Annotated in this window: 12 protein-coding genes; 7 read left to right on the top strand and 5 right to left on the bottom strand. The window is 65.2% G+C overall.

Features of this window, described 5'->3' with window-relative positions:
- Window positions 1-183 precede the first annotated feature (183 nt).
- Window positions 184-1719, bottom strand: coding sequence for a Do family serine endopeptidase (locus tag MTX23_RS30150; protein WP_280973755.1), 1536 nt, complete (start codon window positions 1717-1719; stop codon window positions 184-186).
- Between the two features lie 734 nt (window positions 1720-2453).
- On the opposite strand from MTX23_RS30150, the gene MTX23_RS30145 reads away from it, so the two are divergent.
- The 4 genes from MTX23_RS30145 to MTX23_RS30130 all read left to right on the top strand — a co-directional run bounded on the left by MTX23_RS30145 (window position 2454) and on the right by MTX23_RS30130 (window position 4143).
- On the top strand, window positions 2454-2636 hold the full coding sequence (locus MTX23_RS30145) for a Flp family type IVb pilin (RefSeq protein ID WP_280973754.1): 183 nt from the start codon (window positions 2454-2456) through the stop codon (window positions 2634-2636).
- Window positions 2637-2845: 209 nt separating this feature from the next.
- Entirely contained in the window at window positions 2846-3274 is a 429-nt protein-coding gene (locus MTX23_RS30140; RefSeq protein WP_280973753.1) for a hypothetical protein, read from the top strand.
- 27 nt (window positions 3275-3301) lie between these two features.
- The gene (locus tag MTX23_RS30135) at window positions 3302-3910 is read left to right on the top strand and encodes a hypothetical protein (protein ID WP_280973752.1); all 609 of its coding nucleotides are present in this window, start codon (window positions 3302-3304) and stop codon (window positions 3908-3910) included.
- 29 nt (window positions 3911-3939) lie between these two features.
- Complete coding sequence (locus tag MTX23_RS30130) at window positions 3940-4143, top strand: SDR family oxidoreductase (RefSeq protein WP_280973751.1); 204 nt, start codon at window positions 3940-3942, stop codon at window positions 4141-4143.
- 37 nt (window positions 4144-4180) lie between these two features.
- Here the strand turns inward: MTX23_RS30130 and MTX23_RS30125 are convergent, their stop codons facing one another.
- The 3 genes from MTX23_RS30125 to MTX23_RS30115 form a co-directional block, all read right to left on the bottom strand.
- A complete protein-coding gene (locus tag MTX23_RS30125; protein WP_280973750.1) occupies window positions 4181-4855 on the bottom strand; it encodes an RraA family protein in 675 nt (224 codons plus the stop codon).
- Between the two features lie 236 nt (window positions 4856-5091).
- Entirely contained in the window at window positions 5092-6120 is a 1029-nt protein-coding gene (locus MTX23_RS30120; protein ID WP_280973749.1) for an amidohydrolase family protein, read from the bottom strand.
- Window positions 6121-6136: 16 nt separating this feature from the next.
- Complete coding sequence (locus MTX23_RS30115) at window positions 6137-7465, bottom strand: MFS transporter (RefSeq protein WP_280973748.1); 1329 nt, start codon at window positions 7463-7465, stop codon at window positions 6137-6139.
- A 245-nt stretch (window positions 7466-7710) separates the two neighbouring features.
- On the opposite strand from MTX23_RS30115, the gene MTX23_RS30110 reads away from it, so the two are divergent.
- From MTX23_RS30110 to MTX23_RS30100, 3 genes are all read left to right on the top strand, one after another.
- A complete protein-coding gene (locus MTX23_RS30110; RefSeq protein ID WP_280973747.1) occupies window positions 7711-8649 on the top strand; it encodes a LysR substrate-binding domain-containing protein in 939 nt (312 codons plus the stop codon).
- 337 nt (window positions 8650-8986) lie between these two features.
- Entirely contained in the window at window positions 8987-10963 is a 1977-nt protein-coding gene (locus MTX23_RS30105; protein WP_280973746.1) for a BamA/TamA family outer membrane protein, read from the top strand.
- Window positions 10963-15306 (top strand): translocation/assembly module TamB domain-containing protein, encoded by a 4344-nt coding sequence (locus MTX23_RS30100; RefSeq protein WP_280973745.1) that lies wholly within the window; start codon window positions 10963-10965, stop codon window positions 15304-15306. Before MTX23_RS30105 ends, MTX23_RS30100 begins: the two co-directional genes overlap by 1 nt.
- Before the next feature lie 39 nt (window positions 15307-15345).
- Here the strand turns inward: MTX23_RS30100 and MTX23_RS30095 are convergent, their stop codons facing one another.
- Window positions 15346-16668: a nitrate/sulfonate/bicarbonate ABC transporter ATP-binding protein gene (locus tag MTX23_RS30095; RefSeq protein WP_280973744.1), complete on the bottom strand. Its 1323-nt coding sequence runs from the start codon at window positions 16666-16668 to the stop codon at window positions 15346-15348.
- Window positions 16669-16674: the final 6 nt, after the last annotated feature.

The raw sequence follows: 16674 nt of genomic DNA, 5'->3' as shown, positions 1-16674 counted from the left end.
GCTTAAGACGCGAGCGTGCCGCGGAAACCGCGGCGACGCAGCAGATGTCGATTGGCATATTCGGGCCATTCGGGGCTTTCCGATAGCCGGTCCGGTGCTGGCACCGAAATTTGATCGAAGCCTCGGTCATCGAGCCCTGCCGTCGCGCTTGGAGGATACGCGACGGCAGGCCGGCCGTCATGCCTAACCGATCGGCATGGCGACGAAGTGGGTATTGTCCGACGTCTTCACGCGCATCAGGACATCATGCTTGCCGTCGGACTTCGCTTCCGAGAGTGCGTTGCGAAGGTCGGCTGCGGAACCGACGCTCTTGCCTCCGACCGAAAGGATGACATCGCCGGACTGCAGGCCGTGCTCGGCTGCCGGACCGTCCGGATCGACCGCCATGACCACGACGCCCTTGTCGCCGGCACCCCCGACGTCGCCTGCCGGAGCAACCGACAGACCGAGATGAGGAATGTCTTTCGACGACCCTTGGTCGGACTCATCCGCCCGCGCAACCTTCCGGGTGTCGTTCGGCATCTTGGCGAGGGTCACCGTCACCGTCTGCGTCTCGCCCTTGCGCAGGATGTCGAGCTTTGCCGAACTGCCGGGCGCCATCGCCGAAATCTCTCGCGCGAGCGTCCGCGAGTCCTTGACCGCGTTGCCGTTGACCGACGTGATCACGTCGCCGGGCCGGAGGCCGGCCTGTGCGGCCGGCGTGTCCGGCTGAGCTTCGTCGACCAGCGCGCCCTGGGCCTGTTTCAGGCCGAGGCTTTCGGCGATGCCCTTCGTGACCGGCTGCACCTGTACGCCGAGCCAGCCGCGCGTCACGGAGCCGTGCTCCTTGAGCTGGGCGACGATCATCTTCACCGTGGGTGCCGGCACATCGAAGCCGATGCCGACCGAACCGCCGGACGGCGAATAGATCGCGGTGTTGACGCCGATGACGTTGCCATTGGTGTCGAAGGTCGGCCCGCCGGAGTTGCCCTTGTTGATGGGCGCGTCGATCTGGATGTAGTTGTCGTAGGGGCCAGCGCCGATATCGCGTCCCTCGGCCGAGATGATGCCGGCCGTCACGGTGCCGCCAAGGCCATAGGGATTACCGACCGCCACGACCCAGTCGCCGACGCGAGGAACCTGGCTTTCGAGATTGACGTAAGTAAAGTCCTTCTTGCCGTCGACCTTGATGAGCGCAAGATCGGTCTTCGGATCGGTGCCGATCACCTTCGCGGTGTAGATGGTGCCGTCGTCGGTCGTGACCTGAACCGACTTGGCATGATCGACGACGTGATTGTTGGTCACGGCATAACCATCGGCGGAAATGAAGAAGCCGGAGCCGACGCCGGTGATGATCTCATGGCGCTCCAGCTTGCCGCCGGGGGTACCGTCGAAGCCGAACTGGCGGAAGAATTTCTCGAAGGGCGTGCCTTTCAGGGACGGGGGCAGGTTCTCCGCGTCGGGACCACTTGCATCGCTCCCTTCGTCCAGCTTCACGCGCACCGAAATGACGGCGGGCTTGACCTTCGCGACCAGGTCGGCGAAGCCCGCAGGACCTTGCGTCTGTGACGTCGGTGCGGCTGCAAACGCTCGTTCGACAAATCGGCCGTGTCCCAACGGCCCTGCGACGGCGAGGGCGGCGCCGATCATCGCAACGGAGCCGAGCAGCGTAAGACGCCGGGCCGGCAAGATCCTGTGACGCAGTTTGTTGTTGTCGTCGAAGTTGTTGTCGTCTGGCATGCTGTTTCTCCCAGGAGTGGTTGCCTCATATGGCTGGGCAGAAACGTATCGTCGCCGCATTACCGTGTCCTGTCGGGAGCATTAATTCCAGTGATAGGTTGCTAAATTCGCGGTAACGCTCCGCGGTGACGACACACTCGAACTCGTAGTTGAGTACGCGTGCCGTGAAGGCGACGCGTCGTGCGCTGATCTCCAAATTCCAAGACCGTGCGGCGGACGTTGGTCGGCGGCACATCCTTTCTGGCGACGCAATGTGAGATCGTGTGCGTTGCATCGCCCATGTCGCGCCAGGAGCGCTTGCCCGCTACGCGTCTTCCCTGAGGTTGAATCGCCGCCGCGATGCATCCAGTATCCGAATACGCGAGCAAGGTTAAATCGACAGCGTCAAGTTGTCGCGCGGCGGGCCGCCGCATCGCTATCGTCCGGCTGAAATGACGCACGGCATCAGGCCCCTTCGAACGCCGCAACCACCCTCTCAGCCCTCGAAAGCCCGGGCCGTAAGGCATTGTTCTCGAAGCCTTTTTCCGTAGGGCTCGACCACGGGGAGCGCCCGTACGGCATCCTCATGCAATCCGGCCGGGCAGCTTTGACGACAATTCGATATTTGATTTCATTCGATTGTCCCGCAAATCTACATATCGCCGATTCAAATTACGTTAGGCTTTGCCGCGCTACCCCAGGTTGTGGGACGCGGATAGTCCCATCGTTTCAAGAAACAGTAAAAGGGTACAGCGATGAAGGCTATTTGCGTTGAGTTCTTTAAGGACGAATCCGGGGCTACCGCCATCGAATACGGTTTGATCGCGGCGGGTATCGCGGTTGTGATCATCACGGCCGTCAAGGGTGTCGGCACCCAGCTGAGCACTGTCTTCGGTTCCGTGTCCACGGCTTTGACGCCGGCCGCGCCCGCGCAGTAGAGCAAAATCGAACACTGACCAAGCGTTCTCAGCGCATTGTGGCTGGTCAGTTGGCAACGCACCGGGTGGTAACCCCCTTGTGCACCCGGTGCGTTGCTTTCGCCAACCAGATCGACCTACGCACGTCGACGCATCGTTACATTGCCGCGTGTTGTTGCCCCAGGCCAATTGACAGCAACCCGCATTACGAAATCCGCGCCGGTTGGCGCGTGCCCACCGCGGCCTTGCGTGACGACACGCTGTCCGACACCGAGCCTGCCAAGAAGGTCGAATATCTCGGCACCTCGGTCTTGAGCGGCGGCCTGATCATGGACAGGCACGGCCCGCTTTATGCGGGCGATCTGGAGCATGGCAGCGTCGTCGCCATCACCAGAACGCCGAGCCATACGCTCGCGACCAAGGTCTTCGTTCGCGATCCCGGAAAACTGTCGTGGGCCGACGGCTTTGCGATCAGTCAGGGCTATCTCTACATCGCCGATTCCCATTTGTGGGAAGTCGCCTTCAAGAACAATCTGCCGCGCTCGGGCCCGTTTACGATTTGCAGGGTCAAGCTACCCGAGCGCGCGTCACCGGAGGCCGTGCCGGGGCGCGCGCGCCGAAGCCATCCCGCTAGCATTCCGGGTGTCCCGAGCGTATAGTTTTGCGGGGGTTTTGACGGTATTGGAATGCCCATCTTCTCAGGCAAATGCGGTCTCGCAATCGTAGTGGCGGCGCTGTGTTTCAGCGGCCGCGCGGCTGACGCCCAGACCGGCCCGGTGCCCTATTGGACCCCGGGCTCGCTATTCGGCTTCGGAGCCAGTCTCGCCGACGGCCAGAAGGCGGATACCTATGGGAACTTCCCGAGCTTTGGCGAAGGCGGCTCCGCCTATCTGAACGGCAATCGTCCGGAAGGCTGGTTTGTCGGCAGCGAAGCCGGACGCTTCGGGTTGAGCGGTCTCAACCAGGCCGGAGCGTTCGGCTCGTTCGATTACCAGGGCTCCCGGTTCGGCTACAACTTCAAGGACGTCGATGGATCGCCCGTCACGTTCTACGCCGGCTTCGACACCCTGAAATACAACGCGCCCGGCATCGGCGGCCCGATTGCGCCGTTCAGCACCGCGTCGGGCACCAACGCCGGCTATGCTGCGCGTGCCGGTCTCGAGTTTCGCCCGACGTCGAACCTCAGCCTGTCGCTCGGGGTCGATTACGTGCAGCCGCAGGCGGAGCGCATGGACAGCGACATCAACTCGCCGCTGCTGCCCGGCCAGTCGCCGGTTCTCTTTGGCGGCCGCTAGCACCTTCCAGCACAATTTGGGATCAACGCATGGACATGCAGGGCAAGATCGCGCTCGTCACCGCTGCGGCGGCCGATCCCGAGGAGCTGATCAAGGCTGCGGTCACCCGCAATCCGATGGGCCGCGCGGCCCGTCCCGAGCAGATCGGGGAGGTCGCGGTGTTCCTCTTGTCCGACAGGGCGTCGTTCGTCACCGGCATCGCGATGCCGGTCGACGGCGGGACGCTGGCGTAGCCCGGCAAAGCGCTGGTCTCGAAGAGGGTGCAGGTGCTCAGTCCTTGTACTCGCAGCCGAGCCGCTGCAGCGCCTCGTCGACCCAGCGACGGTCGCTGGTGCCGGCCAGAATCTGCTGGATGGCCTTTTCCTCGCTCGCCTTCTTGGCCTCGGTCTGCTTGCAGATGGCTTCGGCCTCGTCATAGGGCACGCAGAGCACGCCATCATCGTCGGCCACGATGAGGTCGCCAGGCTCGACGATCATGCCGTCGATCGAGATGGCGCAATTGATCTCGCCCGGGCCGTCCTTGTAGGGGCCGCGATGCGCGACGCCCGCGGCAAACACCGGGAACGATCCCGCGCGGATGGCCCCGGCATCGCGGATCGAGCCGTCGATCACGAAGCCGGCGACGCCCTTCTTCTCGGCCAGCGTCGACATGATCTCGCCGATGATCGCGTTGACCAGCACGCCGCCGGCATCGACGACGATCACGTCGCCCGGCCGGGCAAGGTCGATGGCCTTGTGGACCATCAGATTGTCGCCGGGCCTGGTCTTGACGGTCAGCGCCGGGCCGCCGAGCCAGCCGCCGGCATGCATCGGCCGCAGCCGGTTGGTGCCCGCGATCCGCGACATCACATCGCTGATATTGGCGACCGGCAGGGTGCGGAAGCGCGCGACCAGGTCGGGCGACACCTTTCGCTTCGCCTTGTGAATAGCAAATCCTATGGCCATCGATGTTCTCCGGTCTGTTTTCGGGCGTGATGATGGATGAGTTCTGGTTGGATAAGCTCGCCGCGATCTCGGCTCACCTCTCCGCGCTGGGGAGAGGTCGGATTGCGAAGCAATCCGGGTGAGGGTCTTGCTCCCTTGATAGGGCGCAACCCCTCACCCAGCGCTGCGCGCCGACCTCTCCCAAGGGAGAGGTGAATCTCCGATGCCGCTCCAATCGAATCCAATCTCGTCATTCTTCAATGCGCGCGACGTTCGAGATGGGCATTCAGGCGAGGATAGACACGGCGGGCGTTGCCTTCATAGATCTTGGCCTTGTCCTCCGCGCTCAGGCTCGGCAGCGCATCGATGTAGCGGCGGGTGTCATCGAAGTGGTGCCCGGTCTCCGGATCGATGCCGCGGACCGCGCCGACCATCTCGGACGCAAACAGGATGTTCTCGATCGGGATCACCTTCGTCAACAGCTCGATGCCCGGACGATGATAGACGCAGGTATCGAAGAACACGTTTTTCAACAGATGCTCCGACGGCGGCGGCAGCTTCATGTCCTGCGCCAGGCCCCGGTAGCGGCCCCAGTGATAGGGCACCGCGCCGCCGCCATGCGGGATGATGAATCGCAGGGTCGGGAAGCGCTTGAACAGGTCCGAGGTCAGGAACTGCATGAAGGCCGTGGTGTCGCCGTTGAGGTAATGCGCGCCTGTGCCGTGGAAGCAGGGGTTGCAGGACGAGCTGACATGGACCATCGCCGGCACGTCGAGCTCGACCATCTTCTCATAGAGTGGAAACCACCATTCATCGGTCAGCGGCGGATCGCACCAGTAGCCGCCGGCCGGATCCGGATTGAGGTTGCAGCCGACGAAGCCGAGCTCGTTGACGCATCGCTCAAGCTCCTCGATGCAGTTGGTCGGCTGCACGCCGGGGCTCTGCGGAAGCTGGCAGACCGGGACGAAGTTGTTGGGAAACAGCGTGCAGACCCGATGCACCAGGTCGTTGCAGATCTTGGTCCATTCCAGGCTGGTCGCAGCCTTGCCGACGTGATGCGCCATGCCGGCGGCGCGCGGCGAGAAGATCGTGACGTCGGTGCCGCGTTCCTTCTGCAGGCGAAGCTGCGCGCCCTCGACGCTGTCGCGGATCTCGTCGTCGGTGATGCCGAGATTGGTCGAGAGCGGGCGGCGTGACTTGTCGGCGAGGCCGGCGAGCTGCTTGTCGCGGAACGCGTGCAGCTTGGGCGGCTCGGTGGTGTAGTGGCCGTGACAATCGATGATCATGATCTTGCCTTCTCCTTCAGTGCGCAACGGATGACGGGATAGCTCCCGTCAGCTCCGCCTCGCGCGGGGTGACGCGCATGGTGGCGGCGATCGCGGACGCGATGACCAGGAAGCCGGCGATCCCGACCAGCGCCCATGAGAAGCTGCCGGTGGAGTCCTTGATCAGGCCGATGCACCAGGGGCCGATCAGGCCGCCGAACTGCGCCAGCGTATTGACCAGCGCGATCGACGCGGCGCCGGCGGCGCCCGTCAGCAGCGAGGCATTGATGCTCCAGAACAGCGGGTTGCCGGCGTTCAGGCTGAAGCCGACGATGCAGAGGAAGACAAAGGCGAGCGCCGGGCTCTGGACATAAGCGCTGCCGAGCATCGCCACGGCCGCAAGCAGATAGACGCATGCGAGATGATACTTCCGGTCGCCTGTCCGGTCCGAGCTGCGGCTCACCACGATGGTGCCGATGACGCCGAGCAGCGGCGGGATTGCCGACAGAAACCCGACCTCGATATTGCTGAGGTTGCCCATGCCCTTGATGATCTGGGGCAGCCACAGCAGCAGGCCGTAGATGCCGACCAGCGCGCAGCCGAACAGCGTCGCCAGCAGCCAGACCCTGATGTCGAGGACGCAATCGATCAACCTGTGCTGTCCCTGTTGCGCGATCTCGGCCCGCTCGGCGGCGAGCTCTCCTTCCAGCCAGTCGGCCTGCTCGCGGGTGAGCCAGGTCGCCTTGGCCGGGCGGTCGGTCAGATAATAGAGCGTGAAGAGGCCGAGCAGAATGGTCGGGACGCCCTCGGCGATGAACATCCATTGCCAGCCATGCAGACCGGCGGCGCCGTCGAACCAGGTCATGACGCTGGTCGAGATCGGCCCGCCGAGCACCGCCGAGAAGGAGCCGGCGATGATGTATCCGGCGACGGCGCGGGCGCGATAGCGCGAGGGAAACCAGTAGGTCAGATAGAGCACCACGCCCGGCATGAAGCCGGCTTCCGCCACGCCGAGACCGAACCGCATGACGTAGAGGCTGAGTGGATTCCAGACGAAGGCGGTGAGGGTTGCGACGAGGCCCCAGGTGATCAGGATGCGCGCCAGCCAGATCCGGGCGCCGAGCCAGTGCAGCATCAGATTGCTCGGGACTTCGAGCACCATGTAACCGAGGAAGAAGATGCTGGCCGCGAAGCCGAAGATCGCGGGGCTGAGACCGAGGTCCTTGTTCATGGTCAATCCGGCGTAGCCGAGATTGATGCGGTCGAGATAGTTGAAGAACATCATCACGAACAGGATTGGGATCAGCCGCCAGTAGACGCGGCGGATCGTTTGCTGCTCCAGTTCACTTGGAGACGAGTCGGCCATTGATTTCCTCCCTTAATATTGTGATGGCGCCGGTGACCGGAGCGTGGAGCTTTGGGAGATCGCCGATCGGTCGTCACGCGATTGCATGGCAGATCCGCTGCGCGCGCCGCGCCGCTTGGTCGGATCCTGACGCAATTCGCGTATCTCCCCTTGGAGCCCCCGTATTTTCGCGCCAAGATCGGGAAACGGCCGTGTGGGGTCAAATACCTTGTTGACCCCTTACTTATAGGGAATCGGAATAAGCGATGGATTACAGGCAGCTTCGCTACTTCATCGCGGTGGCGGAAGAACTCAGCTTCAGCCGCGCCGCAAAGCGCCTGCATGTCAGCCAGCCGCCGCTGAGCACGCAGATCAAGGCGATGGAAGACGAACTCGGCACCCGCTTGCTGGCGCGGACGCGCCGCGCGGTGGAATTGACCCAGGCGGGGCAATTGCTGCTGGAGCATGCGCGACGCGCCGTCAGTGAGCTCGATCTCGCGTCGGAGACCGTGCGTCGCGCGGCGCGGGGCGAGGCTGGTGTGGTTCGCGTCGGCTTCACCGACTCGGTCCCGATGCTCGATATGTTCGCCGAGCTGTTCCGCAGCTTTCGCTCCAGCTATCCGCGGGTGAAGATCGAGCTGCGGCACATGTCGACCGCGAAGCAGCTGCAGGCCATCGCCGATGCCGAGCTCGATGTCGCCATCATGCGGCCGCCGCTTGATTTCAGGCCGGCAGCCGATCTCCAGGTCCATGTCGTCTGGCGGGACCGGTTGATGGCGTTCCTGCCGCTGGACCATCCGCTGGCCGACATAGCGGGCAAGCTGAAGGTCGCTGATCTCGCGGAGCATGAGTTTGTCGGGATGGCCGACGGCGGCTGCGGCGTGTGCGACCAGTCCGCGATGCTGTGCCGGCGGGCGGGATTTGCGCCGCGCGTGGTGCAGGAGGCGCATGAACTCCGAACCGTGCTGAGCCTGGTTGCGGCGGGCATCGGGCTTTCGATCCTGCCGTCCTGCTATCAGGACGCAGGCGTCGCCAACGTCGTCGCGAGGCCGCTCGACACGCCGGACGCCGAGAGCCGCATGCTGGTGGCGATGCGCACCAGCAATGCCTCGCTGCTGCCGCGGCGCTTCGTCGATTGCGCGCTGCAAGCTTCGTCGCGGAGCGCGCCACTGGGAGCTGTTGACGCCGTTCCCGCCGCCGGGTGAGCTGCAGACATTATAGTGCAGGCATCAAATGCCGCTTTCAAACGCGCGGCGCCACACGATGCGTGGAACATTCTGAACGCTGTGGTCTGTGATTCTCGCTTAACCAAAGGTAAATCGCGCGAGTTCCATGTGCTTGCCCTAGATTATCCATGATGACGTCTATCAACTTCGCGTGTGGTGCCTGTTGAACACGGAGACAGGGGATCGCCGCGCCTGAGTGGCGGGGACTCGGGTTGAGTCGATAGGCGAATGTGGGAGCGGGACAATCAAGCAGATCGTGGTGCGACGATGTCTGCTCCCTTTACTGGGGCAGGCAAGCCGAAGATATTTTCTTGCTGTGGCGCGATGCACCCTGCGTACGGGTTGCGCCGCGATCGCGCTCGCTGCCTGGTCGTTGTGCGAGTCGGCTCACGCGCTCGACTTCTTCGGCCTGTTCGGCTCCGACGATCCGCCACCGGTCAGCGCCACGACATTGTCCTATCGCCTGGTGATCGAGGCCAAGACCGAAGATGGCAAGGAGGATAGCGATGCCGAACAGGCATTGCGTGACGCCTCTGCCACCTATCGCCTTCGGCAGGAGCCGCCGCCGGACGGAGAAGGTCTCGTGCGTCGCCTTCAGGCCGATATCAATCCGCTGCTCGATGCACTTTGGGGGCTTGGTCGCTACAACGCTGAGGTCGTTGTGGCAATCGACGGAGCTCCCGTCTCCCCGCTCGACGAGACTGGATTCGCCACCGCGGCGCGCCGGGCCGACACCTTTCGCAATCGAGCAATTGTTCCGATCAAGGTCACCGTTCGGCTCGGTCCACTGTTCAAGCTGCGCACGGTCGATGTCGGCTATCCGCGCGACCAGGCGCCACAGGGGCTGCCACGCCGCGCCTTTGCGCTGAAGCCAGGCGATCCGGCCGTGTCGGCCGACCTGCGCGCCGCGCAGCTGAAGCTCGTTGACTGGTTCCGCAGCAACGGGCATCCGCTGGCGAAGATCGCGGACGTCAAGGCAACAGTGGATCACGCGGCAGCCGCGATGGACTTTCGCCTGCGGGTCGAACCAGGTCCCAAGGCCGGCATCGGTGCCGTCACCGTCTCGGGCGACGGTGCTGTCGATCCGCGGGTGGTGGCCACCCATGTTTATCTGAAGGAAGGCGAGCCTTATTCTCCCGAGCGGCTGGCGTTGACCAAAACCTCGATCGCCAAGATCCCCGCCATCGGCGGCATTCGCATCCGCGAGGCCGACAAGCTCGATGCTAATGGCAACCTGCCTGTCTTCATTGATGTGACGGAGCGACCCAGGCATGCGGTGGGTCTCTCGGCGAAATATTCGACGGTCGATGGTCCCGGCGTTGCGGGCTATTATGAGGATCGGAACATATTCGGCGGCGGCGAGCGCCTGCGGCTTGAGGCGTCCGCTTCCCTTTTGCAGCGGGTCGATGGAACGTCCTTCAACGGCTTCAGCAATCTTCGCGCTTCAGATTTTGGTGCGCGATTCACGGGAACCTTCATCAAGCCGGGCCTGTTCGGCACCCCCAACGACCTCTTGATCGAAGCCACCGCCTTCCGCGAGCGCGTCGGCAACAACGAACTCGGCGGCTACACCGACGATACGGTGCGTGGCACCATTGGGGTGGTCCATCGCTTTTCGGAGACTGCTTCGCTGCAGGGCGGCCTTCAGGTCGAGCAATCGAGATCGCAGGATGTGCTGGGCCGGGTCGATGCGACGCTCGTCGGCTTCACCGCCACCGGTCGCTACGACACGACGGACAATCCGCTCGATCCGACACGCGGTGTACGCCTTGCAGCGACCGTCAATGCCTATCCGAAGCTGATGGGCTCCACGATCGATCTGTTCGAGGGCCGCGTCTCGGGTTCAACCTATTACGCGCTCGATGAGCAGGCCGATTACGTGCTGGCAGGCCGGCTGGCCGCGGGCTCGCTCGGCGGAGCGCCTTTGGCTGACATTCCGGATTCGCACCGCTTCTTCGCGGGCGGCGGCGGATCTGTGCGCGGCTACGGCTTCAACACGATCTCGCCGATGATGTTCGGTCAGATCACCGGTGGCCGCAGCTTGATCGAAGGCTCCGCCGAAGTGCGCGTGAGGATCACGCCCACCATCGGCCTCGTGCCGTTCCTTGACTTCGGCTCGGTGTCCCGCTCGTCGCTGCCGGGCTTCAGCGACTATGTCGGCTACGGGGCGGGGCTCGGCCTGCGTTACCTGACGCCGGTGGGCCCGATCCGCCTCGATGTCGCGACACCGCTGAACCCGCGGCCAGGAGACAGCCGCTACGCGATCTATGTCAGCATTGGACAGGCCTTCTGATGCGCGTGCGACGGGCCCTCGTCATCGGTTTCGCCATGGCAGCGCTCGGGCTCGTCTGCGTCGCGGTGCTCGGCATCGTTTTCTACGGAATGGCGGGCAGAACCGGCGAGAACCAGCAGGACCTGCTCGCCGGCCTCGTCTCGCGAACGCTCTCGACACCAGCGACCCAGGTTCATATCGGCGCCGTCGATGGCGTCCTGTCGTCGGACGCGACCGTGCGCGACGTCAGCATCACCGACAAGGACGGAGTTTGGCTAACCCTCGACAAGGCCCGTCTCGTATGGCGGCGCAGCGCGCTGCTGGTCGGGCGGCTGGAGATCGATCGGCTCGAGATCGGCACGCTCGATATCAAGCGAAAGCCGCTGCCGTCCGACCAGCCCGCCGCGGAGTCGGACCAGCCGATCCTGCCGGAGCTTCCCGTGAAAGTGCAGGTGAAGGCTTTCGACCTGCATGCCCTGGTGCTGGGCCAGCCCATTCTCGGCGAGGCCATGAGCGTCAAGGCGACCGGCAATACCGAATTGGGCTCGCCCTCGGAGGGCCTCGTTTTCAATCTCGACGCGACCCGCACCGATTTCCCGGGCCGCTTCAAGGCCGCGCTCGTCTTTGTGCCGCAAGGCAATGCATTGACCCTCGACGTCACGCTCGATGAGCCCGCCCACGGCCTCATGTCCAAGATCGGTCATTTGCCGGGCGAGCCGCCCGTCACTTTCGCGCTTGGCGGCAAGGGCACGCTCGACAGCTTCCGCGGCGCCTTGAAGTTTCAAGCCGGCCCCACGATCGATGCGACCGGCGCGATCACGCTCGACCGCAACGGGGCGAGCCACGTTCTTGCAACCCGCCTATCGAGCCATCTCGGGCCGCTGCTGCCGTCAGTTGCCGCGCCCGTCTTTGCAGGCGAGACCAATCTCGACAGCACGACGCATTTCGGCGACGACGGCAGCGTCGCGCTGGACGGGCTGACGCTCACGAGCCGCCTGGCGCGGCTCGACGTCAAGGGCCTGCTCGGCGCCGACAAGGTGATGGATTTTTCGGCCTCGATCCGTGCCCTGCCGAGCAATGGCGACGTCACGGAGACGGACCAGGGGTCGATCCGCAGCCTGGTTTTCGACAGCAGGGTCAACGGACCGATCAAGGCTCCGACGCTTACGGCCAAGCTCGCGCTGTCAGGCGCCCGCCTGCCGGATGGCGATCTCGACTCGCTCGATGCCTCGCTCACGGCGGTGCCTCGCGCGGAGCCCTCCGACCTCGCAACGCATATCGTGCTGGACGCGAATTTGCAGGCCTCCGGCATTGCGCCGCGCGACCCTGGCCTCGCAGCAGCAATCGGCCGCACCGCTTCGCTCGTGCTCCACGGCAGCACTGATCTGGGCGGCCACGCCACCATCGAGCGGCTCGAGATCGGCACGCCCACGGTCCAGGCCACCTATACCGGTGATGTCAGCCCCGATCGGCTGCACGGCCGTGCGACCGGAGCGATGCCTGACCTCGCTCGCTTCGGCGATCTCGCCGGGGTGAAACTCAAGGGCTCGGTGGCGCTCGGCCTCGATATCGACGCCGACCGCGAGCGCGGCCGCTTCGACGCCAAATTGTCCGGCACCGGCGAGGGGATCGCGACGGGGCTCGCGGCGCTGGATGGACTCACGGGACCGCGCGTCACGCTTACCGCCGATATCGGTGCGGACAGCAGCAGCGACACCTACACGGTCCGCGACGTTTCGCTCGACGGCGCCCATGTCGCGGTACGCGCCAAGGGGACGGTGACCCGCGAGACGAGCGACCTGTCGGCGCATGTCAATTTGCCTGATCTTGCCGCGGCCGACGCGCGCCTCGCGGGTGCGGGCGCGGTCGACGTCGGCCTGACCGGAGGGCTCGCTCATCCGGGCGTGTCGTTCTCGGCCACGTTGGATCGCGCCACTGCTATGCGGCGTCCCATTCCGCATCTGCAGCTCGCCGCGACCGTCAACGACTTCAAAGGACCTTGTGTGGTCGACGCCAGGCTCGACGGCTCGATCGACGGCAAGGCGGCGCGTGGGGTAGTGCAGGCGAGTCGCCAATCGGGCGACACATCCGCTTCGGCTTTCGCCGGGTGGGACGCCAAGACCGTCGACATCGCGATCGGCTCGGTCTCCTTGAAGGGGGCGGGCACGATCGACGCGCAAAGCCTTGCGCGCGGGCAGTTCCGTTTCGCTGCCGGCTCGCTCGCCGACCTTTCGCCGGTCGCCCTGATGGATCTCGCCGGCTCGGCGTCGCTCGACCTTGCTGCATCCGTTGATGGCGACGGGCAATCTGTCCGTCTCGCCGGCAAGGGCGCGGGAATCCGCGCTGCCGGTGCCGCCATCCGCAGTTTCGATCTGCGCGCCGATGCGGCCGATCTCTACCGCCATCCGCTGCTCAACGCGGACGCCCAGATCACGGGCGCGGAGATTGGAGGCCAGACCGTCGCAAGCATTGCCCTGACCGCGCGGGCAAGCGCCGGCACGAGCACCGTCGGCCTGTCAGCCAAGGCGGCCGGCTTCGCTCTCGATGCTGGGGGCGTGCTGACCGCCAGGGATCGCGCGCGGTTCGATCTCAACCGTTTCACCGCGCGGCGTGGCGCCAAGGCGATCGCGTTGCAGGGGCCGGCGAGCTTCACGCTCGATGACGGGAGTGTGCTGATTGAGCATTTGGCTCTCGGAGTTGGCAACGGTCGCATCACGGTGGACGGCAGCGCCGGCAAGACGCTCAACGTCAAAGCCATCGCAAGCGCAATCCCGCTCGGCGAGGCCGATATCGTGTCGCCGGGCTTGGGCCTAGCCGGGACGCTCGACGCCTCGGCGACGATCGCCGGCTCCGCTAGCGCCCCGACGGGCCAGTACAAGGTGTCCGTCAGGCAACTGACCGCGCCGCAGAGCCGCAGCGCTGGCCTGCCGCCGATCGACGTCACGGCGGACGGGCGCCTCGAGGGGAGCCGCGCGAGCCTCGCCACTACGATCGCCGCGGGAAAAGCCGGCACGATCACGGCCTCGGGGACGGTGCCGCTCGATGCCGCGGGGCCGATCGCGCTGGCCGCGAAAGGCCGTCTCGATGCTGCCGTCGCCAATGCCGCGTTGTCGGCATCCGGCCGCACCGTGTCCGGCACCGTCATGCTCGATGCCCGCTTGGGCGGCACGCGCGCCAAGCCACAGATCGGTGGCGGCGCCACCTTGAGCGGAGGCAGCTTCCGCGACAGCCTGCTCGGCACCCGCTTCGACAACATTGAAGCGAAGGTCACAGCCGAAGGAGACCGTGTCGTCGTCGAGCGCCTCGCCGCAGCGACGCCCAACGGCGGCACGTTGTCCGGGTCCGGTGAGGTGCGGATCGTTCCGGATGCAGGCTTCCCGGGCACGGTCTCGATTCGCGGACAGCAGGCGACGCTCGCGGCCAGTGCGCTCGCCACCGCGCAGGCCAATCTTGCGATCGACGTCAGCGGTGCTCTGGCGCGCGATCCGCGGGTCACTGGCCGGATCGACCTGACCCACGTCAGCGTCGATATTCCCGACCGCCTGCCGTCGACGCTGAAACCGATCGACGGCATCAACCATGTGAATGCCTCGGGCCAGGCGGCTGCGCGCCTCGCGGCGGCACGCAAGGCCGAAGCGTTGAAAGGCAGCAAGGCGCGCGCGGCGCTGTTCAATGCCGCGCTAGACGTTTCGGTCTCGGCACCGAACCACGTCTTTATTCACGGCCGTGGGGTGAACGCGGAGCTCGGCGGCTCCGTTCATGTGAGCGGCACGACCAACGCCCCGGTGCCGAAGGGAGCCTTCTCGCTTTACCAGGGCAAGCTGGCGGTGCTCGGCAAGACGTTGACCTTCACCAAGGGTAACCTTTCCTTCAACGGCGATCTTGCCCCCGAGCTCGACTTTGCGGCGGAGATACAAGCCTCCGACATCACCGCGCAGGTTGGAATCTCCGGGCCTGCCGCCGCGCCGGTCTTCGCTTTCACGTCGCAGCCGGAATTGCCGCAGGACGAGATTCTGTCTCGCATGCTGTTCCAGAAGGCGTCGGGCAGCCTGACGACGTCGCAGGCGCTGCAACTCGCGCAGGTGGCGGCGCAGTTCGCAAGCGGCGGTGAGGGGACGATGGACCGTCTGCGCCGCTCGCTCGGCGTCGACAGCCTGGATGTGGGCACCGGGGCAGGCGGCCCGATGGTCGGCGCGTCGCGCGCGATCGGCGACAGGCTGAGCGTGGGGGTGCGGACGGGCGCGAGCGCCAGCCAGTCAGGCGTGTCGGCCAATGTCGATGTCACGCGCCACATCCGGGTCGAATCGGATGTCGATGCGAAAGGCGCGACGTCGGTCGGAGTCGGAACGCGGTACGAATGGTGAGCTGAGCGCGGTGTCAGCGGTCTTGTATGGCTATGCCGCTCAAGCGCCGTCCTGCCCCGGATTTTCGAGGCTGAACGTCTCGGATTGTTCGTCATAGGCGAACAGCTCGGCATAGCGGCCCCAGGACACGATGGTCCTGAGCGTTTCGTCCGCGTAGTCCTCGGACATGTAGTCTTCCAGCTCGTTGCGGAAACGCGCGGCGGGCGCCATGTGCGAGGGCCGTTCGTCGAGCACGCGCTTGATCAGGCCGAACACCGGGACGTAGCTGACGAGGTGCTCGGCGAACAGCTTCTTGCGCGCGTCTGTGTCGAGATGCGCGAAGCGCACGCCTGCGTCCGTGAGCACCAGGTCGCCCTCGCTCAGATGGGCAAAGTGCAGCAGCTGCAGCGTTTCGCCGAGATGCAGGATCTCGTCCGTCTCGAGCTGAAGCTGGCTCGCCAGCACAGGCAGATCGGCATGCCCGCCATAGGGCGGTCCGGCCAGCGTCTCGATCAGGCCGGACAGCTCGTTGGACGAAACGTGGTCGAGCACCATGCCGACGCCGCCGCCGGGAACGCCTTCGAGCGACGGCGTCTTGGGCTCCTCGCGCTGCGTCATGCGCGCATAGAGCTGCTCGACGAGCTGGCGGAATATCGGGTCCAGCCGGTTGCGCGGATGCTTGAGGTCGATCTTGAACTCGGCGGCGACGCGTCCCGGATTCGACGAGAACACCAGGACGCGGTCGCACATCAGCACGGCCTCCTCGATGTTGTGCGTCACCATCAGCACCGACTTGATCGGCAGCCGGCCCTCGATCCAGAGATCGATCAGATCGGTGCGCAGCGTCTCGGCGGTCAGCACGTCGAGCGCCGAGAACGGCTCGTCCATCAGCAGGAGGTCGGGGTGCACGACCAACGCCCGCGCGAAGCCGACGCGCTGACGCATGCCGCCGGACAATTCCTTGGGGTACGCGGACTCGAAACCGTCGAGACCGATCAGGTCGATCGCGGCGAGCGCGCGCTTGCGCCGTTCGGCGGCGTCGACGCCGAGCGCCTCCAGGCCGAGCTCGACGTTCTGCAGCACGGTTAGCCAGGGGAATAGCGCGAACGACTGGAACACCATGGCGACGCCGTTGGGCGGACCAGCAATCGCCTCGCCGCGGCAGCTCGCGTTGCCTGACGATGGCGCGACAAGGCCCGCGATGATGCGCAGCAACGTCGACTTGCCCGATCCGGAACGGCCGAGCAGGCCGACGATCTCGCCGGCCTGGATGGTGAGGTCGACCTTTTCGAGCACCAGCAATTGCTCGCCGCTTCCCTTCGGGAACGAGCGGGAAACGCCGCTTATGTCGATCAGGGCGGTCTGCTTGGTTTGGTCGAGCATCAGGAT

The sequence above is a fragment of the Bradyrhizobium sp. ISRA436 genome, from assembly GCF_029910015.1.
Taxonomy (GTDB): domain Bacteria; phylum Pseudomonadota; class Alphaproteobacteria; order Rhizobiales; family Xanthobacteraceae; genus Bradyrhizobium.
This window is presented reverse-complemented; position numbering and strand designations above follow the sequence as displayed.